We start from the raw sequence: 22248 nt of genomic DNA, 5'->3' as shown, positions 1-22248 counted from the left end.
GACCGGGGCAGTGCTGGGGCAGAGAAGGAACGCGCGGGGGCGGCGCAACGACGGCAAGTAGCCCTTGTCGCCCGGATCGGTGGCTCATACGCTTGCTGAGCAGGGGGAGGAAGCGCGTTTTCGGGAGGAGACGATGTCCGAGTCCGAGGCATTGGCAGAGTGGGAGCAGTCCGGTTCGGCTTCGTCGACCGGCCGGTCACGGCCGGATTCGCTGACATCGTTCGATCCGCGCACCGGGGAACGGCTCGGCAGCTATCCGGTACACGGCCACGGCGAGGTCACTCGCGCGGTCCGGGCCGCCCGCGCGACCCAGGATTGGTGGCGGGACGAAGGGTTCGCCGGGCGGAAACGCCGGCTGCTGGCCTGGAAGCGGGAGATCGCCCGGCACGCCGGTGAGCTGGTCGAGGTGCTGCGCTCGGAGACCGGTAAGCCGGAGGCGGACGCCGCGCTCGAGGTGATGCTGGCGGTGGAGAATCTGGACTGGGCGGCGCGTAATGCCCGGCGGACGCTGTCCCGGCGCACCCTCGCCACCGGCTGGTTCGCCCGGAATCAACGCGCCTCGGTCGGATACCTGCCGCTGGGCACCGTCGGCGTGCTCGGGGCCTGGAACAACCCGGTGTTCACGCCGATGGGCTCTATCGCCTATGCGATGGCGGCAGGCAACACGGTGGTCTTCACGCCACATGAACTCACCACCGGCGTCGGCACCTGGCTGGCGGAGAGCTGGGCGCGGCTGCAACCGGATCACCCGGTGCTACAGGCGGTCACCGGGGATGAACGGACCATCGATGCGCTGTGTCGTTCCGGGGTGGACAAGATCGCCTACGCAGGGCCGGAGGCCGGCGGCCGGGCGGTGATCGCCCGCTGCGCGCAGACGATGACACCCGTGGTCGTCGAGCACTGCGGTAAGGGCAGCATGATCGTGCATGCCGACGCGGCGCTCGATGCCGCTGCCGACGCGGCGGTTTTCGGTGCGATGGCCAACGCCGGACAGAACGCGGCCGGGATCCATCGCTGCTATGTGGTCGGGTCCGCGTTCGACGAGTTCCTGGACCTGGTGGTCGCGCGAGCGAGCCGGCTACGTCCCGGCGCGGACAACCGGGCCACCTACGGCCCGATGATCCACGAGGGGCAGGTCGAAGTGGTGCGGCAGCAGGTCGCCGATGCACTCGAACGGGGCGGCCGTGCCGCATTCGGTGGACCGGAATCGATTCGCGATCCGTATGTGGAGCCGATCGTGCTGGTCGACGTCCCCGAGGACAGCATCGCGATCACCGGTGAAGGGATCGGTCCGGTGCTGGTGGTCAACCGGGTGGCCGATCTCGCCGATGCCGTGGACCGCGTCGATGCCGTCGACAACGGCATCGCGGTGACGCTGTTCACCCGGGACCTGCCGCGCGTCGACGCCATCGCCGAACAGTTGCGGGTCGGCGTGGTCACGGTCAACTCGTCGACTGCTTTCACCGGTATCCCGGCCCTGCCGTTCGGCGGCGTCGGTGAATACGGCCAGGGACACAGTCATGGTGAGCAAGGGCTGCGCGAGTTCAGCCGCACCCTGGCCATCGCCCGGCATCGCTACGGCGGAGCGGGTCTTTCCACCTTCGATCGGCACCGTCGTCAGCTCCGTGCCGCCCGAGCACTGTTCCGGGTGCGGCACGGCGTGTGAGCAATGTCAGCGAGGCGTCACCCAGGTGGTGATGTCGGCGTGCACCACTTCGACCCCGTGCTTGTCGTAGACCGAGACCGGGACGGTCAGGTCGCACCCCTCGGTGATGGCGTCGAAGTCGGGGATCTCGGACAGTTCCGCCACCGCGCGCAGGCCGGTCTCGGCCTTGGTCAGGTACTGCACGTTCATGCCCTTGGGGATCCAGCGGTGCGTGGTGGGCACCGTGGCCTCGCTGAGCATGCCCATGGCGACCTCGGCGAGGTTGCAGGCGGCGATGGCGTGATAGGTGCCCAGATGGTTGTGGATGCCGAACCATTTGGGTGAGGTGACCTCGCACAGTCCCGGTTCCAGTCGCACCACCTGGGGCAGCACCGTGCCGAAGTAGGGGACCCGGGCGACCATGCCGAGGGAGAACAGGGTGTGCCCGAGACGGTTGTCGGGCAGCTTCTTCCAGCCGCGGAAGGTGCCGGTTTCATGTGCCATGGTCCTTATCTTACTCAAAAGTAAGTTCTGTGGAACCCGCCCGGTTCCGATGGGTTGCCGACCGGCCGCTACCATGGCCGACGGTGCGTCTCGCCCGTTCCCGGAGCACTCCGGGGCGGCGTGATCGTCGTCGCACGGGTCCCGATTTGAAGTGCGTCGACGGGTTGGGGCATACTGTTCGGGTTGCCTTGCACCGGGTCATGCCTGTTCTGCGGAACGGGTGCGGCCGGAACGGGGCGAGCAGTACCGAATCTTGTACTCCATCGGTGACGGTGGGTACGACCGGACCAGTGTTCCGGGCTCGGGAACGAATGTGACCAGGGCTGCGGAATGCGCGAAAGGGCGACACGCCCGACCGCGTGGACCGGGGAACCATGACAGATGAACAGCGGCGAAGACCGGGTGTGCCCGGTCGCGGTCTCCTCTGGTGCGTCTTTCGTGTGTTCACCGGCATCCAAGCCACATACGTAAGCGGAGAAAAGGACACTTAGCGTGGCGGGACAAAAGATCCGCATCAGGCTCAAGGCCTATGACCACGAGGCGATCGACGCGTCTGCGCGCAAGATCGTGGAGACGGTGACCCGCACCGGCGCCCGCGTCGTCGGGCCGGTGCCGTTGCCGACCGAGAAGAACGTGTACTGCGTCATCCGTTCGCCGCACAAGTACAAGGACTCGCGCGAACACTTCGAGATGCGTACGCACAAGCGCCTCATCGACATCCTCGACCCGACGCCGAAGACGGTCGACGCGCTCATGCGCATCGACCTCCCGGCCAGCGTCGACGTCAACATCCAGTGACGGCGGTGGAGATTCGAATGACTGACACCAACATCGACCGCAAGGTCCGTCCGGCGGCCGGCATCCTGGGCACCAAGCTCGGCATGACCCAGGTCTTCGACGAGCAGAACCGCGTCGTTCCGGTCACCGTCGTCAAGGCGGGCCCGAACGTCGTGACCCAGATCCGCACCGCGGAGAAGGACGGCTACTCCGCCGTTCAGGTCGCCTTCGGTGCGATCGACCCGCGCAAGGTGAACAAGCCGGTCACCGGCCAGTTCAGCAAGGCCGGGGTCACCCCGCGCCGGCACATCGCCGAGATCCGGGTCGCCGACGCCGGCTCCTTCGAGGTCGGCCAGGAGATCAACGCCGACGTGTTCGAAGAGGGCAGCTTCGTCGACGTGACCGGCACCAGCAAGGGCAAGGGCTTCGCCGGCACCATGAAGCGGCACGGCTTCGCCGGCCAGGGTGCCTCCCACGGTGCGCAGGCCGTGCACCGTCGCCCGGGTTCCATCGGTGGCTGCGCCACCCCCGGCCGCGTGTTCAAGGGCATGCGGATGTCGGGTCGCATGGGTAACGAGCGCGTCACCACGCAGAACCTGTCGGTTCACAAGGTGGACGCCGAGAACGGCCTGCTGCTGATCAAGGGTGCGATCCCCGGTCGCAAGGGCGGCCTCGTGATCGTCAAGAGCGCCGTGAAGGGTGGTGCGCACGCATGACTGTGAGCACTGAGAAGAAGGCCGACCTGACCCTCCCGGTCAAGGAATTCGGCGGCAAGACCAACGGCACCGTCGACCTCCCCGCGGAGATCTTCGACGCGCCGGCCAACGTTGCGCTGATGCACCAGGTGGTCGTCGCGCAGCAGGCCGCGGCCCGCCAGGGCACGCACGCCACCAAGACCCGCGGCGCCGTCCGCGGTGGTGGCCGCAAGCCGTACCGGCAGAAGGGCACCGGCCGCGCCCGGCAGGGCTCGACCCGCGCGCCGCAGTTCGTCGGCGGTGGCACCGTGCACGGCCCGCAGCCGCGCGACTACAGCCAGCGGACCCCGAAGAAGATGAAGGCTGCCGCCCTGCGTGGTGCCCTCTCCGACCGGGCCCGCAACGAGCGGATCCACGTGATCACCGAACTGGTTGCCGGTCAGACCCCGTCGACCAAGACCGCGCGGCAGTTCCTCGCCGAACTGTCCGAGCGCAAGAAGTTCCTGGTCGTCGTCGGCCGTTCCGACATTGCCGCGTGGAAGAGCGTGGCGAACCTGCAGAACGTGCTGCCGATCGCACCGGACCAGCTCAACACCTACGACGTGCTCAACAGCGACGAAGTGGTGTTCAGCGTCGAGGCCTTGAACGCCTTCGTGCACGGTCCGGCCGAGGCTGCGCAGGAGGAGAGCAAGTGACCACCATCGCTGACCCCCGGGACATCATCCTGGCGCCGGTGATCTCGGAGAAGTCCTACGGGCTGATCGAGGAGGGCACCTACACCTTCCTGGTGCACCCGGACTCCAACAAGACCCAGATCAAGATCGCCGTGGAGAAGATCTTCGGCGTGAAGGTCACCAGCGTCAACACCGCCAACCGTCAGGGCAAGCGCAAGCGGACCCGCTTCGGTTACGGCAAGCGCAAGGACACCAAGCGTGCGCTCGTGACCATCTCGGCCGACAGCAAGCCCATCGAGATCTTCGGAGGCCCGGTCGCGTAAGCGCCGGACCCCCAGAAAGCAGAGAAGAACTCATGGCAATCCGTAAATACAAGCCGACGACCCCGGGTCGTCGCGGCTCGTCCGTTTCGGACTTCGCCGAGATCACCCGGTCCACGCCGGAGAAGTCGCTGCTGCGTCCGCTGAGCAAGTCCGGCGGTCGTAACGCGCACGGCCGCATCACCACCCGCCATCGCGGCGGTGGCCACAAGCGCGCCTACCGCGTCATCGACTTCCGTCGTCTGGACAAGGACGGCATCCCCGCCAAGGTCGCACACATCGAGTACGACCCCAACCGGACCGCGAACATCGCCCTGCTGCACTACGTGGACGGCGAGAAGCGCTACATCATCGCGCCCAAGGGCATCACCCAGGGCACGAAGGTCGAGTCCGGCCCGGGTGCCGACATCAAGCCCGGTAACAACCTGCCGCTGCGCTCGATCCCGACCGGTACCACCATCCACGCCGTGGAGCTGCGTCCCGGTGGCGGCGCCAAGATGGCCCGTGCCGCCGGCATGAGCATCCAGCTGCTGGGTAAGGAAGGCTCCTACGCCGTCCTGCGTATGCCCTCGGGTGAGATCCGCCGCGTCGACGTGCGCTGCCGCGCCACCGTCGGCGAGGTCGGCAACGCCGAGCAGTCCAACATCAACTGGGGCAAGGCCGGCCGCATGCGGTGGAAGGGCAAGCGCCCGACCGTCCGTGGTGTCGTGATGAACCCCGTCGACCACCCGCATGGTGGTGGTGAGGGCAAGACCTCCGGTGGTCGCCACCCGGTCTCGCCGTGGGGTCAGCCGGAAGGCCGCACCCGCAAGCCCAACCGTCCGAGCGACAAGCTCATCGTCCGCCGTCGCAAGACCGGCAAGAAGCGCTGAAGGAGGAGGTAAGAAATGCCACGCAGCCTCAAGAAGGGCCCGTTCGTCGACGATCACCTCCTCGCGAAGGTGGACGTCCAGAACGAGAAGGGCACCAAGCAGGTCATCAAGACCTGGTCGCGTCGTTCCACCATCATCCCCGATTTCATCGGCCACACGTTCGCGGTGCACGACGGCCGCAAGCACGTGCCGGTGTTCGTGTCGGAGAACATGGTCGGGCACAAGCTCGGTGAATTCGCGCCGACCAGGACGTTCAAGAGCCACGTCAAGGAAGACCGGAAGAGCAAGCGGCGATGACCACTGAGACTCAGAACCCCACTGCCCGGGCGACCGCCAAGCACGTGCGTGTCACCCCGATGAAGGCTCGTCGTGTCGTGGACATGGTCCGCGGTCAGCGGGTCTCCGACGCTCTGGCCATCCTCAAGTTCGCTCCGCAGTCCGCGAGCGAACCGGTGGCCAAGGTCGTGGCCAGCGCCGCGGCGAACGCCGAGAACAACCTCGGCCTGAACCCGGACACCCTGGTCATCTCGACGGCCTACGTCGACGAGGGTGTCACCATGAAGCGCTTCCAGCCGCGCGCCCAGGGCCGCGCGTTCCGGATTCGCAAGCGCACCAGCCACATCACCATCGAGGTCGAGAGCGTGCCCACCGCCGGTGCTGCTCGCAGCCGCCGGAAGGGAGGGGCAAAGTAAATGGGACAGAAGATCAACCCGCATGGCTTCCGCCTCGGTATCACCACCGACTGGAAGTCGCGTTGGTACGCGGACAAGCAGTACTCGGAGTACGTCAAGGAAGACGTCGCCATCCGTAAGCTGCTGTCCACGGGCATGGAGCGGGCCGGCATCTCCAAGGTCGAGATCGAGCGCACCCGGGATCGCGTGCGGGTGGACATCCACACCGCTCGCCCCGGCATCGTGATCGGCCGCCGTGGCGCCGAGGCGGATCGCATCCGCGCCGCACTGGAGAAGCTCACCGGCAAGCAGGTGCAGCTGAACATCCTCGAGGTCAAGAACCCCGAGTCCGATGCGCAGCTCGTCGCCCAGGGCGTCGCCGAGCAGCTGTCCAACCGTGTGGCGTTCCGTCGCGCGATGCGCAAGGCCATCCAGTCGGCCATGCGTTCGCCGAACGTCAAGGGCATCCGGGTGCAGTGCTCGGGCCGTCTCGGCGGCGCCGAAATGTCGCGCTCGGAGTTCTACCGTGAGGGCCGGGTGCCGCTGCACACGCTGCGCGCCGACATCGACTACGGCCTCTACGAGGCCAAGACCACTTTCGGTCGGATCGGTGTGAAGGTCTGGATCTACAAGGGCGACATCGTCGGTGGCCGGCGTGAGCTGGGTGCCGCCGCCGCGGCCCCGGAGCGGCCGCGTCGTGAGCGGCCGAACCGGCCGCGTCGCTCGGGTTCCGCCGGCACCACCGCGACCAGCACCGAGGCCGGACGCGCCGCCACCGCGGTGGCGGAGCCCCCGGCAGAAAAGCAGGAGGGCTGACGCATGCTGATGCCTCGTAAGGTCCCGCACCGCAAGCAGCATCACCCGAAGCGGTCGGGTATGGCCAAGGGCGGCACTCAGGTGTCGTTCGGCGAGTACGGCATCCAGGCGCTGGAGCCGCACTACGTCACCAACCGGCAGATCGAGTCCGCTCGTATCGCGATGACCCGCCACATCAAGCGTGGCGGCAAGATCTGGATCAACATCTTCCCGGATCGCCCGCTGACCAAGAAGCCGGCCGAAACCCGCATGGGTTCCGGTAAGGGTTCGCCGGAGTGGTGGGTCGCGAACGTCAAGCCCGGCCGGGTGATGTTCGAGATGAGTTACCCCAACGAGGAGATCGCTCGCGAGGCACTGCGCCGCGCGATGCACAAGCTCCCGATGAAGTGCCGGATCGTGACCAGGGAGGAGCAGTTCTGATGGCTACCGGAACACCGGCCGCAGAGCTCCGCGAGCTCAACAACGAAGAGCTCGTCGACCGCCTGCGCGAGTCGAAGGAAGAGCTGTTCAACCTGCGCTTCCAGATGGCGACGGGTCAGCTGGACAACAACCGTCGTCTGCGCGTCGTCCGTCACGAGATCGCGCGCATCTACACGGTCATGCGTGAGCGTGAGCTCGGTCTGGCCACCGGTCCCGCCGGCGAAGGAGACGCGGCATGAGTGAACAGGCAGTGCGTGGCCGCCGCAAGGTGCGGGTCGGCTACGTCGTATCCGACAAGATGAACAAGACCATCGTGGTCGAGCTGGAGGACCGTACGCGGCACCCCCTCTACGGCAAGATCATTCGCACCACCTCCAAGGTGAAGGCGCATGACGAGAACGAGATCGCTGGCGTCGGCGACCGCGTTCAGCTGATGGAGACCCGCCCGCTGTCGGCCACCAAGCACTGGCGGCTGGTGGAGGTGCTGGAGAAGGCCAAGTAAGGCGTTCCCGGCGCTCCATAGTGAGTCTGCGAGGGCCCCGTTTCCCGGTTGGGAGGCGGGGCCCTCGTCGTCTTCGGGAACGGATCCCCCGGGGGTCAGAGTTCGCGGGTGGCCAGGCCCGGGTAGTCGAGGATCAGGCCGGCCGCGTCGTAGGTGAGGGTGGCGGTGAAGTCGAAGGCCGGGGCGGCGTAGTCGAATCGGCGGCGGTCCGGGGCGCCGGTGCGGTAGCGGTAGAACTGTTCCAGGCGGTCGATATCGGTTCCGTCGACCGGGACGTAGACCGCGGGGGCGGAGAATTCTGCGGACAGGGCCGGGGAAACCCGGTGGATGGGGAAGGCGTTGGTGAGCGCCGAGGCCGACAGGTCGATATCGCGGCAGCCGTCCAGATGCGGGGCCGGTCGGTCGTCGATGAACCAGCGGCCGGTGCCGTCACTGTCGATCGTGTGGGTTTCGGTGCCGGATGGGCGACGCGTCGTGACCGTCGCACGGTGGGAGTGCCAGCGTGTGTCGAGGGCCAACTCGTAGTGCACCGTCCAGCGTGCCCCGGCCTCGGTGGCGTCGGTGGTGCCTTCGATGCGGATCCGGTCGCCGGTGACGGTGAAGCGAGCTGCCTCGAATCCCGACCGCACCGAGTGATGCCGCCAGGCGGCGTTGCGGGGCAGCGGTGCGAACGGGGCGCCGTTCGTGGCTGGGCTCATCTGCCGCTCCGATCTTCCTCCGCCGGTACCGGGAGCTGTCAGCCGGTGGAGGCGTACGGCGTCCGAATCTTCCGGGCGAACTCCACCACATTCGCCACTGTACGCCCGGAGACGCCGACCTCGGCGCCGATACTCGGCGCCGGCCAGGACTGGTCGGTGAGTTCCAGGATCTCCTCGATCTGATCGAGGGTGAGTCGCAGCGGGCTGCGGGTCGCGATCTCCCGGGCCAGCGCCCGGACCGGGCCCACCTCGGTGTCCAGATCGTCGTAGTCGTCCTCCTGGGGGCCTTCGTCGATCTCGTCCTGGACGTCGGAGATGCTCACTGCCCCGTGCGCATCGGCTTCGTTGTGCGCAGCTGTTCGCCCGGCGCCGGACTCGTCGTTGCGGCGGTTCGGCGAAGCCGTCGGTCGGCGGGTGGTCCCGACAGCTCGGCGGGGCTCTCCGGAAGTGCTGGTTGTGTCGACGGTGGTTGGGGCAGGTTCGTGCGGGGCGTCGGATCCGGCGCTGTTGTGTTCGATGTCGGTGGCTGTGTGGGCGCTTCCGGCTCGGCGGGGCTTTCCGGAGGCGTCGGTTGCGTCGGGGGTGGCTGGGGCGGGTTCGTGCGCGACCTCGGTGGCAGCTTGTGCGGGGGCCGTGCTGGTGCTCACCGGCTCCACGCGGGTGGGCCCGGTCGGCGATCCGTCGGAGGCGGGCTGCCGCCGGGCGTAATCGAGGTCGGCCACCGCAGTTTCAGCGGCGGTTGTCATGCGCTGTGTGGATTCCTGATTACTCCGGTCGACCGGAGCGGTGGATTCTTCGACGGCGCCGGTGCCGGCTATGGCAGGCGCAGGCTCCGGACGGGTGATGCTCGAGGCCGACTGTGGGCTGTCGTCCGGTTCCGCGGTGAGCATGAGCTGCTCGGGTCCTGATGCTTCGGAATCCGGTTGCGTGGTGTCGCCGTGGAGGTTCCGGGCGACGGTGCCGGCGTGCACCGCCGCCTCCGGAACCGGTTCGGCCGTGGGTATCTCGCCGGATGGTCGCTCGGCTCCCGCTGTGGCGGGCCGGTCGGTGCGGAGTTGGGCGGCCGCCCCCTCGGCACGCTGGGCAGGGGTCGGAGAAATCGGCCGGGTGCGGTCGACTCGGTGGCCGTTGTGCTGGATCAGGTGCAGGGCGGTCGGTGTGCCCGCGGTGGCCTGCGGCCGGTCACCGTTTCCGGGCCTGGGTGATTCGGCGGGTCGGGTGTTGTCGTGCGATCCGGTCGCCGCGCCATCGCCCGGCGCCGGAACCGATTCGGGGCCGAGGCCGGCGCCGTTCCCGGCCACCGGGTGATCACCGGCCGCCGGGAGCCGAGGTCCGCGAACCGGGCGGAGTACGGGATTCCGGATGTCCTCCGTGTCCTGCGAGTCGGCTGTTTCGGAGCCGCCCGGTGCCGTTGCTGCCGGTTCGTACTGCGCGGTGGCCGCCTCCGATCGGCCATCGTCTTCGGGTGAGGAGATGACGGAATCCTGAGTGCCGGAATCGTACTGAGGTTCGCGAAGCGCGGGCACAGTAACGGGCGACCGGCTCGGTATCTGGGCGGCGGGGTCTCGGTTCTGGTCAGCCGGGCGAGGGTTGTCCACCGTTCGTGGGTCGGGCAGATCCTGCTCGTTGCGTTCGATGTTCTGACGACGGGTCGCTGCCGCCCCGGCGCCGAGGTCGCCGATGCGGAGTTGCTGCGCCGGATCGGTGCTGTGGTGCGGAACCGATGGTAGGGACTGGGGTGGTGTGAACTCCGGGACGGCTTGCCGGGGTCCCGTCGGCTCGGTGCCGGTCTCGTAGGCGCGATGCGATTCGGCGGTGACGGAGTCGGCGGTGACGACGGATGCCGCATCGATCAGCGTGGCGTATCGGGCGGAAACCCAGGCATGCAGCCAGATCACCACGCCGACCATGATCGGGGCGATGGCGAACTCGGCGGCGCGGGCGTAGTCGCCGGAAGCCAGGTGCGGGCCGGTATTGAGGCCGATGGTGGTGGCCAGCAGGGCGATCTCGACGCCGAGTACCTTGCCTCGGTCGAGTTCACGGCCCCAGCGGGCCGCGGTGGTTGCCGCGATCATGATGACGATGATCGGGACCGAGATCATCGCCTCGATCCCGTAGCTGAGCCAGTACAGCGGGTTCGACATATCCCCGCTGGGCACCAGGTTCTGCTGGACGTTCACCCCGGCCCACACCATGCCCAGCACCACTACGCCGATCAGCGCGCGCGACGACCACTCGGCCCGCCGATACAGCTGTGCCAGCCGGGCGTCGGCGCTGGCGGCCCGGCGCCGGGCCGCCAGCGCCTTACGATGCCAGCGTGCGTCCGCGGCCTCGGCGCGCCGGATGGCCGCGCCGATCCGGCGATCCCGCCGGTCGTCGGCCAGTTCGTCGGCCACCGCCCGCCGCCGCTGCTTGCGGCGCTGCGCCCGAACCCATTCGGCGAGTTCCCGTTCAGCCGCGATCTCCGTGTCCGAGAGTGCCTCGTAGAGCGCCTCGTCGTGCTGCAACGGCAGCTTCCCCCGGGCCGCGGCCACCTGCCGGGCCAGCGCGGTGATCTCCGGGCTGCCGGTCGACCGATCGTCGGACATAGCGCGCCTTCCGTTGAGCAGGTGTCCTGCCGCGGTGCGGTCATTCGAACACATGCACGATAATCGAACATGTGTGTGAAGGCCAGAGGTGATTCCGTTGTGTGCGTGTCGCGACCGGTGCCGGTTCGGTAGGACGATCCGCACGGGCTCGGATATGGTTCCTCATCGGCATGTGAAATGCCGGTGTGGACAAGGGGAGCTGTGAGCGGTTCGGATAGGCAGTATTCGCACGAACGAGTGGGGGTGGGCGAATATCCCGCCATGCCACCACCGCCACCACTGCCGCCGATGCGGCCACCGGCACCGCCGTCCGGCTACAACGGGTTCGCGATTGCTTCGGTGATCTTCGGCGTCATCGGCGGGTTTGTTTTGGCAGTGCCCTTCGGAATCATTGCGCTGGTCCAGATCCCGAAACGAAATCAGCGTGGCCTGGCGGCGGCGATCGCCGGATTGGTGCTTTCGATGGTCTGGTTGGCCGGGCTGTCCCTGGCCGGCGTGCTGTCCGACAGTGCGCAGCGGGACTCGGACGGTTCGGTTGTCGATGCCGGCGATGTCTCGGTACTGGAGACCCGAGTCGGTGATTGTGTCGACTGGCCCACAGCCGAAGACACAGTATACGAACTCCGCGTCGTGCCATGTGGCGAGCCACACGACGCCGAGATCATTTCGAAGTTCGCCTTTCCGCCGGGGGCCTGGCCGGGGGAGGCTGATGCCCAGGCCGGGGCAGCGGATGGTTGCACCACCCGGGTCGGCGAGGCACTCTCGGGTAGCCCGAATCTGGATGCGCTCGATATCGCCTACCTGTACCCGAATTCCGGCTACAGCTGGCGGCAGGACCGGGGTGTCGACTGTGTCGTGATGAATATCGACGGTAGTCCGCTGGTCGGTCGGGTCCCCAGGTGAGTTGTTGCGCTGTTCGCACGCAACCGTTCAGAGAGTCCCCGATTCGGCCCTGCGGGTGGGTCTTCTGTGCGAATAGCGCAACTACTGCTCACCTTCTGCGGTCCGGAGTGCCCGCGCTTGGTATTTTTCGCGCGCCCCGCTACCCGAGACGGCCGCCACCTGGTTCGGTACTGCCCTGCGCAAAACCGCATCACGTAGCTGCTGGGGCAGCAGGCCCGCGATGCGGAGCAGCGGGTCGACGTAGCCGGGGAGGCTGATTGTGAATCGCGGCCGCTCCAGTACCTGCAGTACGGCCCGGGCGACATCGGCCGGTTGGAGGAGTTTTGCGGCACCGGTTGCGGTGCCGGCGGCCAGTTCGGTGTCGACGACGCCGGGCATGATCACCGAGAGTTGTACGCCGCTGCCGCGGAGTTCTTCACGGACACCGGTGAGGTAGCCGAGTACGCCGTGTTTGGTCGCCGCGTAGGTCGATTCACCGGGCGGTGCGAGTTTCGAGGCGGCGGAGGCGATGGTGACGATGTGGCCGCGGCCGCGAGCCCGCATGCCGGGTGCGGCCAGGCGGACGCCGCGGATCACGCCGTGCAGGTTCACGGCGAGCATGCGTTCGGTGGCGGACTCCGGTTCGTCGTCGAATGCACCGACCCACATCACACCGGCATTGTTGACCAGCACATCGATCGGGCCGAACGCCGTTTCGGCGGACTCCAGGAAGGTGCGGAACGAATCGGTATCGGTGACGTCGAGCGCAAACCCGGCAGTGGTGCCGGGAAGCTCGGCCGCGGTCGCTTTCGCGGCGTCCTCGGACAGGTCGCCGATGGCGACTCGGGCGCCGGCAGCGGCCAGCTGCCGGGCGATCTCCCGGCCGATCCCGGCGGCGCCACCCGTGACCGCGACCGTGCGCCCGGCCGGCGAGTTGCTCATGTCCATCCTCCCGACGCGTTACGCATTCGGATGAACTGTATCGCCGTTGCCGACGATCCGGCGTATGTTCGGCCCGGCCACGGTTCGGAAGTCCGGAGCCGGACGGTCTGTGAAAACTATGCGACGGCGGTGTGCCAGACGATGGCAGCTGCGAGGGCGCCTGCGCCGTTCAGCGACCAGTGCAGGGCGATCGGGGCCAGCAGGCTGCCGCTGCGGCGGCGTAGCCAGGTGAAGACGACACCGGCTGCGGCGGTGGCGGCGACGGCCAGCGAAATCCCCGCCAGTTGGCCGAGGAGACCGCCGCCGAAGAATTCGGTGAGGCCGCGATTGCTGTCGGTGAGCCCCAGCGAGGAGGCAATATGCCAGAAGCCGAACAGTAGCGAACCGGCCGCGAACACGCCGCGGGCACCCCAAGCGCGTTCCAGCGTGCCGTGCAGCACACCCCGGAATGCCAGTTCCTCCGGGATCACCGTCTGCAGTGGAATCACGATCATCGAGGCGATCAGGGCGCCCGAAATCGTGGCGTACCGGTCGGCGAGGAAGAACGGCCTGGTGGCCGGGAGAAGGGCGCCGATGGCGACCGCGGTCAGCACGATCGCAACGGCACCGACCGCATACAGGGTGCCGCGCCGCCAGTGCCGCGGCGACAACCCGAGCTCATACCAGCCGAGCCCGCGCCGCCGCATCAGTACCAGCAGGACGACCGCCGCGATCGGCACCGTGACGATGCTGGCCCACGGAGTGGTGAAATGCGCGATGAGATTGGTCCCGGCCAGTGCGAGGACGACGACCGCCACATCGATATACGCATGCAGTTTGGGATGCGGCGGCGAATCCACCCGGACCGGTACAGACATCCGGACCAGTCTAGGGATCGATCCCGGGACCGGAAGTCTTCGCGACAATCCTCACAGTCGACGGCCTAAGCAGCCGGAGCCGCGCACTGAAACGATGTCGCGCGAGCCCTCGGCGTCAGGGGATGTGTATTCATCGGCGGGTGGGTGCATCGGGCCGTGGTCGGAGGCCGGGGCCGTCCGGCGGCATCACTGCCCGTGCGGGTGTTCAGCCGGCCCAACCGGCGTAGTCGTCCCAGGCCTGGAGGGTGCGCCGGGTGGTGAAGCGGCGCGGTTCGCCGGTGATCGGGTCGGTGAACTCGAGCGTGGCGGCGAGCAGTTGCAGTGGGCGGGTGAAATCGTCGACCGGTTTGTCGGTGATGGTGGGGTAGAACTCGTCACCGAGGATCGGGACGCCGAGGCTGTTCATATGCAGGCGCAGCTGGTGGGTCCGGCCGGTGTGCGGCCGGAGCCGGTAGCGGCCCAGTCCGTCCCGATGCTCCAGCAGTTCCACTTCGGTTTCGGCATTCGGCTCGCCGGGTGCCTCGTAGGCCGCCAGGATCTGCTTCTCCTTCACGATCCGGCTGCGCACCACCCGCGGCAGGTCGAGAGCTGGATCGTAGGGTGCGATCGCCTCGTACTCCTTGCGGACGGTGCGATTGCCGAACATGGTCTGGTAGGCGCCGCGCCGGGCCGGGTCGATCACGAACAGCACCAGCCCGGCAGTGACCCGGTCGAGGCGGTGGGCCGGGATCAGCTCGGGGAGGTCCAGTTCCCGGCGCAACCGCACCAGCGTCGTCTGCAGAATGTGCTGCCCCCGCGGAATGGTGGCCAGAAAGTGCGGTTTGTCCGCCACCAAGAGCGTGTCGTCGCGATATACGATGCCGATCTCGAACGGCACCTCGGTCTCGTCGGGCAGATCACGGTGGAACCAGACCGCGCCGCCGGGAACGAACGGCGCGTCCGGTGCGACGGGTCCATCGAGGTCGACGATGTCGCCGTCCCGCAGCATCTCGTCGATCCGGTCCGGATCCACTCGCGGCAGCCGCTCGACCAGGTGGTCGCGCAGCGTAGGCCAGGTGCCGTCGTCGGGCAGCCGGAGTCGTGCCGGGTCGAGGCCGTGCCGCTTGGGCAGCGGCGGTTTCTGCCTCCGTCTCATCGCCCCACCAGAATATCCGGCGGCCTTTCGGCCCGAACCCGCGCACCTGATCGAGGGTGATCCGGACCGGCACGGCCTACGGTGCCACTTCGGTGTGGTCGAGGCCCGGCGCGCCCGGATCGGGGGGGCGATTGTCGGCCGGTGGGGTCACCGGTGCCGCGCGCGGTCGTCGAGAACCATCAGCCGGGCATCGACCAGGGTGTCGCGGGCTCGGCGGCGGACTACGCAGCAGTCCACATGACAGTCGAGATGGATCTGCATGGCCCGGTGCGCCTGCCCAGAGGTGAGGGCGCCGGGGTCGCGGTGGCAGTCGGTAGCGGTGGAGACAATGTGGGTGACGAACATGCCGGTGCTCCCTGTCGAACGCTGTTTTCGGGTGTGGGAGACAAGTCAGCCATAGCCACCCGGCATTCGATGTCGAACGGCCCGCTGTTCATGAACGCTTATCACGCTGTTGGGTCCGGGAAACCGCAGGTGAGCGTGGTCTTCCCGATCGTGGCCGGGAGGCCTCCGGTGCGGCCCGGAGCCGCCGCTGACTGGAATCTGCCGCCGCTATAAGGTAAGCCTATGCAAACATAGGTGTGCGGGTCTCTGCGGAGGCATCGCACCGGCCGGAAGCACGCCGGCGCCGCGTTCTGCGGTCGAGAGAGTTGGGAGAACCGGTGGACAGACTTCTGGTGGTGGGCGCGGGTCCGAAGGCCATGGCGGTCGCCGCGAAGGCGCAGGTGCTGCGGCAGCTCGGCCTGCCGGCTCCCGAGATCGTGATCGTGGAATCACATGCGGTCGGCGGGCACTGGCTGTCCTCCGGTGGCTGGACCGATGGACGGCACCGCCTCGGGACCAGTCCGGAGAAGGACGTGGGCTTCCCGTATCACTCCACCTGGGCGCGTGGCCGCAACCGGGCGATCAACGAGGCGATGACCGCCTTCAGCTGGACCTCCTTCCTCGTGGAGCGGGGAACCTACGCCGAATGGGTGGACCGGGGCCGGCCGAGTCCGGAGCATCATGTGTGGGCGAAGTACCTGCAGTGGGTCGCCCGGAAGTCCGGCGTCGAAGTGGTGCTGGGCACGGTCCGGACCGTGTCGGCGGCGGCCACCGGCTGGCGCGTCGAGGTGGCCGCCACGGACGGTTCTCTGTCCGAGCTCACCGCCGACGGGCTGATGATCACCGGTCCGGGGAGCAGTTCGCGGACGCTGGCCGACCATCCGAAGATGCTGTCCATCGCGGAATTCTGGAATCTCGCCGGCCGCCGGCAGCTGCCGCCGTCCTCGCGGGCCGCGGTGATCGGTGGCGGCGAGACCGCTGCCTCGGCGATGGACGAGTTGATCCGCCACGATGTCCTCACCGTCTCGGTGATCTCGCCCGCGGCGACCATCTACACCCGCGGTGAGAGCTACTTCGAGAATTCGCTGTTCAGCGACCCCGCCAAGTGGCGTTCGCTGAGCGTGGACGAGCGCCGGGATGTCGTACGCCGAACCGATCGCGGCGTTTTCTCCGTGCAGGTGCAGCAGAATCTGCTCGCCGACAGCCGGGTGCATCACCTGCAGGGCCGGGTGAGCCGGGTGATCGGGGCGGGTGAAGCGATCGAGCTGACCCTGCGCAACGAGCGCCGGCCCGATCAGGTGCATGCCTTCGATCTGGTCGTCGACGCCACCGGTGGGCATCCACTGTGGTTCCTGGACCTGTTCGATTCCGATGCCGCCGATCTGGTGGAGCTCGCCATCGGCGGCCCGATCAGCACATCCCGGCTGGAAGCGGCGATCGATCACGACCTGGCGGTGGCCGGGATGGAGGCCAAGCTTTTCCTGCCCAACCTGGCCGGTCTCGCGCAGGGGCCCGGCTTCCCGAATCTCAGCTGCCTGGGCGAACTCTCGGATCGGGTGCTGGGGGAGGCGGCATTGCGGGCCGAGGGCGGCGTCCGGGGTGCCGCAACCACCGCCAAGGGCGTAGGTTAGGCTTGCCTTATGCGTATTGTGTCGTTCGGTTTCCAGACCTGGGGTCGTAAGACCCTGCAGGCCCTGATCGATTCCGAGCACGAGGTCGTGCTCGCGGTCACCCACCCTGCCAGCGAGGATTCGTACAAGGGCATCTGGTCGGATTCGGTCGAGGAACTGGCGCGCGAACACGGCATCCCGGTGCACCTCACCGAACGGGCCGACGCCGAGACCATCGACCTGGTCAAGCGGGCCGAGCCCGATGTGATGGTGGTGAACAGCTGGTACACCTGGATGCCGCCGGAGCTGTACAACATGCCCACGCACGGCACGCTGAACCTGCACGATTCGCTGCTGCCCAAGTTCACCGGCTTCTCGCCGGTGCTGTGGGCGCTGATCAGCGGTGAAGAAGAGTTCGGGCTCACCGTGCATCGGATGGACGAGCAGCTGGACACCGGCGACATCCTGGTCCAGCACCGGCTGCCGATCGGTCCGGCCGCGACCGGTACCGAACTGGTGGTGGCCGGGATGGAGCTGATCCCCGGTGCCGTGCACGAGGCCCTGGCCGCACTGGAATCCGGTACCGCGGAATGGAAGCCGCAGAACAAGGCCGAGCGCACCTACTTCCACAAGCGCGCCGACCGGGACGGTCGGCTGGACTTCGGCTGGGCGGCCGAGGATCTGGAGCGGTTCGTGCGCGCGCTTTCCGAGCCGTACCCGCGGCCGTTCACGCATTACCGGGGGCAGCGGATCGAGGTGCTCGCCGCGAAGCTTTCCGACGCCCGGTACGGCGGTACCAACGGCCGCGTCATCGTGCAGGAAGGTGGCGGTGTCGTGGTCTGCGGGCCGGCACCGATCCGGGGGCGCAATCGCGGCCTGGTGATCACCAGCGTGCGGACTCCGGACGGAGTCGTGCACGAGGGTGCCGACTTCTTCCGGCGCGGTGGATACCTGACCGACACCCCGGAGTAGGCCGGATGACGGCGATCGGCTCGCACCTGCGCGGCGCGGCACCGGCCGGTGCCGCCGCGATGTTCGGCGCCGTTCCGCTCACCGGCGGACCGCGGCGCATCTGGTTCCTGCAGGCCCGGGACCAGGACGACACCGCGCTGAACGTCGAACTGACCTATCGCATGATCGGCGGGCTGGACCCCGCGCGGCTGCGGACCGCATTCGACCGGGTCGTCGATCGGCACGAACTACTGCGGGCATCGTTCGGGGTCGGTGCGGACGGCGAACCGCTCCGGTGGTGCGGCACCGGAGCGGCCCCGGAATGGGTCGAGCACGATCTGCGTGAACTGTCGGAAACGGCTCGGCAGCGACGAGTGCAGGTGCTGATCCGCCGGGCGGTGGGCCGACCGTTCGACCTCCGCGTGCCGGCTCCCGGCGCAGCAGGTCCGACGCCGACCGGCCCCGCAGTCCCGGCACGGGTGCTGTTGCTGCGGACCGGTGCCGAAGAGTATGTGTTCACGCTGGTCGTGCACACCATCGTGTGGGACGAGGCATCGGAAGCGATCTTCGCCGCCGATCTCTCGGATGCCTACGGAACAGCATCGCCGCCGTCACCAGGCGGGATCGGGCCGGGCGGCGGCCACCGCCGGGCACCGGTCCGGGACTCCGCCGGCTACTGGCTGCGAACCTTGACGCCGCTGCCCGAACTTCCGGACTTCCCGCACCGTCGCGAACCGGTTGTCACCACCGGTGCCGGCCGGGTCACCCGAGCTCTGCCCGCCGCCCTGCTGGACCGGGTGGACGACTTCGCCGAAGCCCGCGGGTTCAGTCGCTTCTCGGTGCTCTTCGCCGCGGCACAGGCGGTGCTGCACCGGTACAGCGGCGCCACCGATTTCCTGGTTGCGGTGCCGGTTTCGCAACGGGACGGCACGGCCGCCGACCGGATCGGCTACGTCGGCAACGCCGTGCTGCTCCGGGCGCAGTGTCGTGGCGGCGACGAGTTCGGCGCGCTCACCGTGGCAGTGGAGCAGTCCGGTGCCGCCGCATTCGCGCATGCCGATCTCGGTATCGATGAGGTGGTGCGGGCGGTGGCGCCTGGGCGCAGCGCAACTCACGACGGCATGGATCGCCTGGTGCGGCTGGGCTTCGCCGTCACCGACGAGCCCCCGCTGCCGCGGCTGAGCGGAGTCGAGACCATCCGGTCCGTCCCCGCGACGGTCCGGCACCATCCCGGGCTCGCCGCCGCCATCACCGTCGTGCGTGGCGTCGACAGCGGCCGGGTGGTGGCCGAATTCGATCCCCGGCGAATGGGTGAGCCGCTGGCGCGGCAGCTCCTCGCGCATTTCGAGCAGTTGCTCACCGCGGCGTTGGCGACGCCGCGCACCGCGATCGGGGATCTGACCATGCTCGCGCCCGAGGAACAGAGCCGGGTACTGGCGGCCTCGCGTGGCGAATCCGTCGAGGCCCCGCCGACCACCTTGGTCGCGCTGTTCGAACGGCGGGTCGCCGAATCCGCCGCCGAGCCGGCGCTGATGTCACCGGGCCGGACGGCTGCCGAGGAACGGACCCTGACCTACGCGGAGCTCGATGCTCGCGCGAATCGGCTCGCGCACTGGCTGATCGGCCAGGGTGTCGGCGCGGAGGATGTCGTGGCGCTGCGGTTGGCGGCGTCGGTCGATTTCGTCGTCGCGGTGCTGGCGGTATTGAAGGCCGGGGCCGCCTATCTGCCGATCGATCCCGCTCATCCGGACGACCGGATCACCTCGATGTACCGGGATTCCCGGGTGGCGCTGCTGCTCGGTGCCGTCGAACTCGCAGCTGCCGAGGAGACAGCCCGCACGTTGTCCACGTCCGCACCGGGTGACCGGGACCGGATCCGGCCGCTGCGTCCGGGCAACCTCGCCTACGTCGTGTACACCTCCGGGACCACCGGACGGCCCAAAGGGGTGCCGGTACCGCACCGGGCCATCGCCGAACACATCACCGGATTCGCCGCCCAGTGGGATCTGACGGCCGCCGACCGGGTGCTGCAAACGGCCGCCGTCGGGTTCGACGCATCGATGCTGGACATCTTCGTCACCCTCACCGTGGGCTCCTGCCTGGTGATTCCGGAACCCGAATGCCGGCACGACATCTCCGGGATTGCGGAACTGATCGCTCGGTGCGGTATCACCGTGCTGCATCTGGTGCCCGCCGAGCTGAGCACATTCCTGTTGCTGCCCGAGATCAGCGAGTGGCGTTCGCTGCGTCATGTACCGGTGGGCGGTGAAGCGCTGCCGGGTGAGGTGGCCGACCGGTTCGCGGGCGTGTTCGATGCCGAGTTGCGCAATCACTACGGACCGACCGAAGCCGTGGTGAGCGCAACCCACCTGCCGGTGACCGGCCCGCAGGGGCCCGGCATCGTTGCGATCGGCATTCCGAATCGCAATGTGTCCGCCTATCTGCTCGATCGGCGGCTGCAGCCCGTTCCGGACGGGGTGGTCGGCGAGATCTATCTGGGCGGTGCACAATTGGCGCGCGGGTACCTGAACCGGACTGCGGAGACGGCCTGCCGGTTCGTGGCCGATCCGTTCGATACAGCGGGCCGCCTCTACCGGACCGGTGATCTGGCCTGCCGCACCGCTGCCGGGGTGCTGGAGTTCCTGGGCCGAGCCGATCAGCAGGTACAGATCCGCGGCTTCCGGGTGGAACCGGCCGAGGTCGAAGCGGTGCTGACCACCCATCCGGCGGTGGCGCACTGCGTGGTCGCGGCAACGGCCGATCCGGCGACCGGGACCGTGCTGGCCGCATACGTGGTCCCGGTGGCCGGCGCCGCACCGGATTTCGCGGAACTGCGTACGCACGCGGCGGCAGGCCTGCCCGACTATGCGGTACCCACTGCGTTCGCCCTGCTCGACGAGATTCCGCGCACCGGGCACGGCAAGCTGAACCGGCGGGAACTGCCGGCCGCGCAACCAGTTTCGGCGGCACCGTACCGGGAACCGGCCACCGCCACCGAGACCCGCGTCGCCGAGGTGTTCGCCCGGCTGTTCGGTGTCGACCGAGTGGGCGCCGACGACTCGTTCTTCGACCTGGGCGGGCATTCACTGCTGGCGATGCGGCTGGCGGCGGCGATCGGTACCGAATTCGGGGTGGAGATCGACGTCCGCACCACCTTCGACACCCCGACGGTCGCCGGCCTCGCAGCATTGATCGAGGTCGCCGTACCACCGGATCGGTTCCCGGTCCGCCGGCCGGCCGGGACAACGGAGGAATCGGCACATGCAGAGTGAAACCATCGCGCCCGCCGGCGCCGCAGCGGTCCACTGGGCCGCCGGAGTACGTGGTTCCGACGATGCAACCGCCCGAAACGGACATGCCCCGGTCCGACGGGATCCGGCACCCGGCCCCGCCGGGCTCCCGATTCCCGACGAGTGGTGCTGCGGTGTGGATCCCGGCCGGGTTCCGAGTATCGCGGACCTGCTGGACCGGGCCCGGCAATTCCCGCACGAACGCATCGCGCTGCACGCCGGCGAGCATCGGCGGACCTTCGGCGAGGTGATCCGCGCCCTCGACGCGGGGTCCGCCGACGCTACGGGCGACGGCACCGTCGGCGAGCTCACCGCCCTGGTCGCCGGGCTCGTAGCGCACGGGCGGATCGTCGTTCCCGACGGTCCGGAAACTGCTCCCGAGCCCCGGATGTGCACATTCGGCTCGGACGCGGTGGCTGCTGCCGTCGCGGATCGCCGGGCCGTGGTCCGGTCGCGCCGGGCCGTCCGCCGCGACCCGGCCCAGCCGGGTGTCGACCTGCGACTGGTAGCCACCTCTCTCGGAACCACCTATCTGCTGGTGGAGTGGTTGTCCGCGCTCGCGGACGGCGCCACCCTGGTTCCGGTGGCCACCGAGGACGAGCTGGTCGCCCGCCTGGCCGGCCCCGCAACGCATGTGACGATCGGAACCGATTGGGCCGCCCAGATACCGGGCCATGACGATTCCGGTCGACGCTGGGACCTCCTCGGCAACGGTGACCTGCGGGTCGCCGCGAGTGTCTGCGGATCGGTCGGCTACCTGGCACCGGGCTATCTGGGCCCGGTCGCCCGCGGCCCGCTGGACGGCACCGCCCGCGTCCGCCCGGTCCCGGGCGCCCGCATGCTGGTCTGCGATGCGGCGGGTCGTCCGGTTCCGGTGGCAGTCCCCGGGACCGTCCATATCGGCGGAACCGCAGGAGCATCGGCGACCTGCGAGGCCACTGCCGGGCTCCGGCGCACCGGCGCGCCGGCCTGCTGGACTTCCGATGGTCATCTTCGGTTCGCGGAACCGGTGGCGGCCCGGTAACGGCCACCGACTGCGCAATCTCACTCCCACTGGCCGGAATACCCGGCTCGC

Annotated in this window: 24 protein-coding genes; 17 read left to right on the top strand and 7 right to left on the bottom strand. The window is 68.6% G+C overall.

The genetic code is table 11. The features are described from left to right. Positions 1-133 precede the first annotated feature (133 nt). Entirely contained in the window at positions 134-1666 is a 1533-nt protein-coding gene (locus AC1HFH_RS23755) for an aldehyde dehydrogenase family protein (protein WP_480245003.1), read from the top strand. A gap of 6 nt (positions 1667-1672) precedes the next feature. Here the strand turns inward: AC1HFH_RS23755 and AC1HFH_RS23750 are convergent, their stop codons facing one another. Beyond that, the gene (locus AC1HFH_RS23750) at positions 1673-2149 is read right to left on the bottom strand and encodes a hotdog fold domain-containing protein (RefSeq protein WP_480245002.1); all 477 of its coding nucleotides are present in this window, start codon (positions 2147-2149) and stop codon (positions 1673-1675) included. Positions 2150-2641: 492 nt separating this feature from the next. On the opposite strand from AC1HFH_RS23750, the gene rpsJ reads away from it, so the two are divergent. The 11 genes from rpsJ to rpsQ are packed head-to-tail and all read left to right on the top strand — an operon-like array spanning position 2642 to position 7896. After that, positions 2642-2947 carry a 30S ribosomal protein S10 gene (gene rpsJ, locus AC1HFH_RS23745; protein WP_003938093.1) on the top strand — a complete coding sequence of 102 codons (306 nt, stop codon included), beginning with the start codon at positions 2642-2644 and terminating at the stop codon, positions 2945-2947. Positions 2948-2964: 17 nt separating this feature from the next. Beyond that, positions 2965-3642, top strand: coding sequence for a 50S ribosomal protein L3 (gene rplC / locus AC1HFH_RS23740; RefSeq protein ID WP_480245001.1), 678 nt, complete (start codon positions 2965-2967; stop codon positions 3640-3642). Beyond that, the gene (rplD, locus tag AC1HFH_RS23735) at positions 3639-4316 is read left to right on the top strand and encodes a 50S ribosomal protein L4 (RefSeq protein WP_480245000.1); all 678 of its coding nucleotides are present in this window, start codon (positions 3639-3641) and stop codon (positions 4314-4316) included. Before rplC ends, rplD begins: the two co-directional genes overlap by 4 nt. Continuing rightward, complete coding sequence (rplW, locus tag AC1HFH_RS23730; protein WP_480244999.1) at positions 4313-4618, top strand: 50S ribosomal protein L23; 306 nt, start codon at positions 4313-4315, stop codon at positions 4616-4618. Before rplD ends, rplW begins: the two co-directional genes overlap by 4 nt. A gap of 32 nt (positions 4619-4650) precedes the next feature. After that, positions 4651-5487 carry a 50S ribosomal protein L2 gene (gene rplB, locus AC1HFH_RS23725; protein ID WP_480244998.1) on the top strand — a complete coding sequence of 279 codons (837 nt, stop codon included), beginning with the start codon at positions 4651-4653 and terminating at the stop codon, positions 5485-5487. Between the two features lie 15 nt (positions 5488-5502). After that, positions 5503-5784 (top strand): 30S ribosomal protein S19, encoded by a 282-nt coding sequence (gene rpsS, locus AC1HFH_RS23720; RefSeq protein WP_067507622.1) that lies wholly within the window; start codon positions 5503-5505, stop codon positions 5782-5784. Next, positions 5781-6179 (top strand): 50S ribosomal protein L22, encoded by a 399-nt coding sequence (rplV, locus tag AC1HFH_RS23715; RefSeq protein ID WP_480244997.1) that lies wholly within the window; start codon positions 5781-5783, stop codon positions 6177-6179. Before rpsS ends, rplV begins: the two co-directional genes overlap by 4 nt. After that, positions 6180-6974: a 30S ribosomal protein S3 gene (gene rpsC, locus AC1HFH_RS23710; protein WP_480244996.1), complete on the top strand. Its 795-nt coding sequence runs from the start codon at positions 6180-6182 to the stop codon at positions 6972-6974. A gap of 3 nt (positions 6975-6977) precedes the next feature. Continuing rightward, positions 6978-7394: a 50S ribosomal protein L16 gene (gene rplP, locus AC1HFH_RS23705; RefSeq protein ID WP_480244995.1), complete on the top strand. Its 417-nt coding sequence runs from the start codon at positions 6978-6980 to the stop codon at positions 7392-7394. Continuing rightward, positions 7394-7633, top strand: a complete 240-nt coding sequence (gene rpmC, locus AC1HFH_RS23700) for a 50S ribosomal protein L29 (RefSeq protein ID WP_480244994.1) — start codon at positions 7394-7396, stop codon at positions 7631-7633. The genes rplP and rpmC overlap by 1 nt, the downstream gene beginning before the upstream one ends. Next, a complete protein-coding gene (gene rpsQ, locus AC1HFH_RS23695) occupies positions 7630-7896 on the top strand; it encodes a 30S ribosomal protein S17 (protein WP_480244993.1) in 267 nt (88 codons plus the stop codon). The genes rpmC and rpsQ overlap by 4 nt, the downstream gene beginning before the upstream one ends. A 95-nt stretch (positions 7897-7991) precedes the next feature. On the opposite strand, the gene AC1HFH_RS23690 is transcribed toward rpsQ, so the two are convergent. Both AC1HFH_RS23690 and AC1HFH_RS23685 read right to left on the bottom strand, forming a co-directional pair. Further along, positions 7992-8594: a putative glycolipid-binding domain-containing protein gene (locus tag AC1HFH_RS23690; RefSeq protein ID WP_480244992.1), complete on the bottom strand. Its 603-nt coding sequence runs from the start codon at positions 8592-8594 to the stop codon at positions 7992-7994. 38 nt (positions 8595-8632) lie between these two features. Beyond that, positions 8633-11182: a hypothetical protein gene (locus AC1HFH_RS23685; RefSeq protein WP_480244991.1), complete on the bottom strand. Its 2550-nt coding sequence runs from the start codon at positions 11180-11182 to the stop codon at positions 8633-8635. Positions 11183-11425: 243 nt separating this feature from the next. On the opposite strand from AC1HFH_RS23685, the gene AC1HFH_RS23680 reads away from it, so the two are divergent. Further along, on the top strand, positions 11426-12085 hold the full coding sequence (locus tag AC1HFH_RS23680; RefSeq protein WP_480244990.1) for a DUF4190 domain-containing protein: 660 nt from the start codon (positions 11426-11428) through the stop codon (positions 12083-12085). Positions 12086-12166: 81 nt separating this feature from the next. Here AC1HFH_RS23680 and AC1HFH_RS23675 read toward each other — a convergent pair whose 3' ends face one another. The 4 genes from AC1HFH_RS23675 to AC1HFH_RS23660 form a co-directional block, all read right to left on the bottom strand. Then, the gene (locus tag AC1HFH_RS23675; protein WP_480244989.1) at positions 12167-13006 is read right to left on the bottom strand and encodes an SDR family oxidoreductase; all 840 of its coding nucleotides are present in this window, start codon (positions 13004-13006) and stop codon (positions 12167-12169) included. Positions 13007-13122: 116 nt separating this feature from the next. After that, entirely contained in the window at positions 13123-13863 is a 741-nt protein-coding gene (locus tag AC1HFH_RS23670) for a CPBP family glutamic-type intramembrane protease (protein ID WP_480244988.1), read from the bottom strand. A gap of 205 nt (positions 13864-14068) precedes the next feature. After that, on the bottom strand, positions 14069-14998 hold the full coding sequence (locus tag AC1HFH_RS23665; protein WP_480244987.1) for an RluA family pseudouridine synthase: 930 nt from the start codon (positions 14996-14998) through the stop codon (positions 14069-14071). 147 nt (positions 14999-15145) lie between these two features. After that, positions 15146-15343, bottom strand: coding sequence for a hypothetical protein (locus AC1HFH_RS23660; RefSeq protein WP_480244986.1), 198 nt, complete (start codon positions 15341-15343; stop codon positions 15146-15148). Between the two features lie 356 nt (positions 15344-15699). Between AC1HFH_RS23660 and AC1HFH_RS23655 the strand changes: the two genes are divergently transcribed. The 4 genes from AC1HFH_RS23655 to AC1HFH_RS23640 are packed head-to-tail and all read left to right on the top strand — an operon-like array spanning position 15700 to position 22197. Further along, positions 15700-16953 (top strand): SidA/IucD/PvdA family monooxygenase, encoded by a 1254-nt coding sequence (locus AC1HFH_RS23655; protein WP_480247955.1) that lies wholly within the window; start codon positions 15700-15702, stop codon positions 16951-16953. Positions 16954-16962: 9 nt separating this feature from the next. Continuing rightward, positions 16963-17904, top strand: coding sequence for a methionyl-tRNA formyltransferase (locus AC1HFH_RS23650; protein WP_480244985.1), 942 nt, complete (start codon positions 16963-16965; stop codon positions 17902-17904). A 5-nt stretch (positions 17905-17909) separates the two neighbouring features. Next, the gene (locus AC1HFH_RS23645; RefSeq protein WP_480244984.1) at positions 17910-21155 is read left to right on the top strand and encodes a non-ribosomal peptide synthetase; all 3246 of its coding nucleotides are present in this window, start codon (positions 17910-17912) and stop codon (positions 21153-21155) included. Next, positions 21145-22197, top strand: coding sequence for a hypothetical protein (locus AC1HFH_RS23640; RefSeq protein ID WP_480244983.1), 1053 nt, complete (start codon positions 21145-21147; stop codon positions 22195-22197). Before AC1HFH_RS23645 ends, AC1HFH_RS23640 begins: the two co-directional genes overlap by 11 nt. Positions 22198-22248 lie beyond the last annotated feature (51 nt).

The sequence above is a fragment of the Nocardia sp. KT25-26 genome (assembly GCF_056627695.1).
Note: the sequence above shows the minus strand (reverse complement) of the source record. Positions and strands in the feature narration are given on the sequence as shown.

Excerpts from the sequence above, each read along its gene's own strand:
- rpsS (WP_067507622.1), top strand. The coding sequence starts at position 5,503 with ATGCCACGCAGCCTCAAGAAGGGCCCGTTCGTCGACGATCACCTCCTC.
- rpsQ (WP_480244993.1), top strand. The coding sequence starts at position 7,630 with ATGAGTGAACAGGCAGTGCGTGGCCGCCGCAAGGTGCGGGTCGGCTAC.
- rplP (WP_480244995.1), top strand. The coding sequence starts at position 6,978 with ATGCTGATGCCTCGTAAGGTCCCGCACCGCAAGCAGCATCACCCGAAG.
- AC1HFH_RS23645 (WP_480244984.1), top strand. The coding sequence starts at position 17,910 with ATGACGGCGATCGGCTCGCACCTGCGCGGCGCGGCACCGGCCGGTGCC.
- AC1HFH_RS23675 (WP_480244989.1), bottom strand. The coding sequence starts at position 13,006 with ATGAGCAACTCGCCGGCCGGGCGCACGGTCGCGGTCACGGGTGGCGCC.
- AC1HFH_RS23750 (WP_480245002.1), bottom strand. The coding sequence starts at position 2,149 with ATGGCACATGAAACCGGCACCTTCCGCGGCTGGAAGAAGCTGCCCGAC.
- AC1HFH_RS23670 (WP_480244988.1), bottom strand. The coding sequence starts at position 13,863 with ATGTCTGTACCGGTCCGGGTGGATTCGCCGCCGCATCCCAAACTGCAT.
- rplD (WP_480245000.1), top strand. The coding sequence starts at position 3,639 with ATGACTGTGAGCACTGAGAAGAAGGCCGACCTGACCCTCCCGGTCAAG.
- AC1HFH_RS23660 (WP_480244986.1), bottom strand. The coding sequence starts at position 15,343 with ATGTTCGTCACCCACATTGTCTCCACCGCTACCGACTGCCACCGCGAC.
- AC1HFH_RS23755 (WP_480245003.1), top strand. The coding sequence starts at position 134 with ATGTCCGAGTCCGAGGCATTGGCAGAGTGGGAGCAGTCCGGTTCGGCT.
- AC1HFH_RS23655 (WP_480247955.1), top strand. The coding sequence starts at position 15,700 with ATGGCGGTCGCCGCGAAGGCGCAGGTGCTGCGGCAGCTCGGCCTGCCG.
- AC1HFH_RS23650 (WP_480244985.1), top strand. The coding sequence starts at position 16,963 with ATGCGTATTGTGTCGTTCGGTTTCCAGACCTGGGGTCGTAAGACCCTG.
- rplC (WP_480245001.1), top strand. The coding sequence starts at position 2,965 with ATGACTGACACCAACATCGACCGCAAGGTCCGTCCGGCGGCCGGCATC.
- rpmC (WP_480244994.1), top strand. The coding sequence starts at position 7,394 with ATGGCTACCGGAACACCGGCCGCAGAGCTCCGCGAGCTCAACAACGAA.
- rplB (WP_480244998.1), top strand. The coding sequence starts at position 4,651 with ATGGCAATCCGTAAATACAAGCCGACGACCCCGGGTCGTCGCGGCTCG.
- rpsC (WP_480244996.1), top strand. The coding sequence starts at position 6,180 with ATGGGACAGAAGATCAACCCGCATGGCTTCCGCCTCGGTATCACCACC.
- rplV (WP_480244997.1), top strand. The coding sequence starts at position 5,781 with ATGACCACTGAGACTCAGAACCCCACTGCCCGGGCGACCGCCAAGCAC.
- AC1HFH_RS23640 (WP_480244983.1), top strand. The coding sequence starts at position 21,145 with ATGCAGAGTGAAACCATCGCGCCCGCCGGCGCCGCAGCGGTCCACTGG.
- AC1HFH_RS23690 (WP_480244992.1), bottom strand. The coding sequence starts at position 8,594 with ATGAGCCCAGCCACGAACGGCGCCCCGTTCGCACCGCTGCCCCGCAAC.
- AC1HFH_RS23665 (WP_480244987.1), bottom strand. The coding sequence starts at position 14,998 with ATGAGACGGAGGCAGAAACCGCCGCTGCCCAAGCGGCACGGCCTCGAC.
- AC1HFH_RS23685 (WP_480244991.1), bottom strand. The coding sequence starts at position 11,182 with ATGTCCGACGATCGGTCGACCGGCAGCCCGGAGATCACCGCGCTGGCC.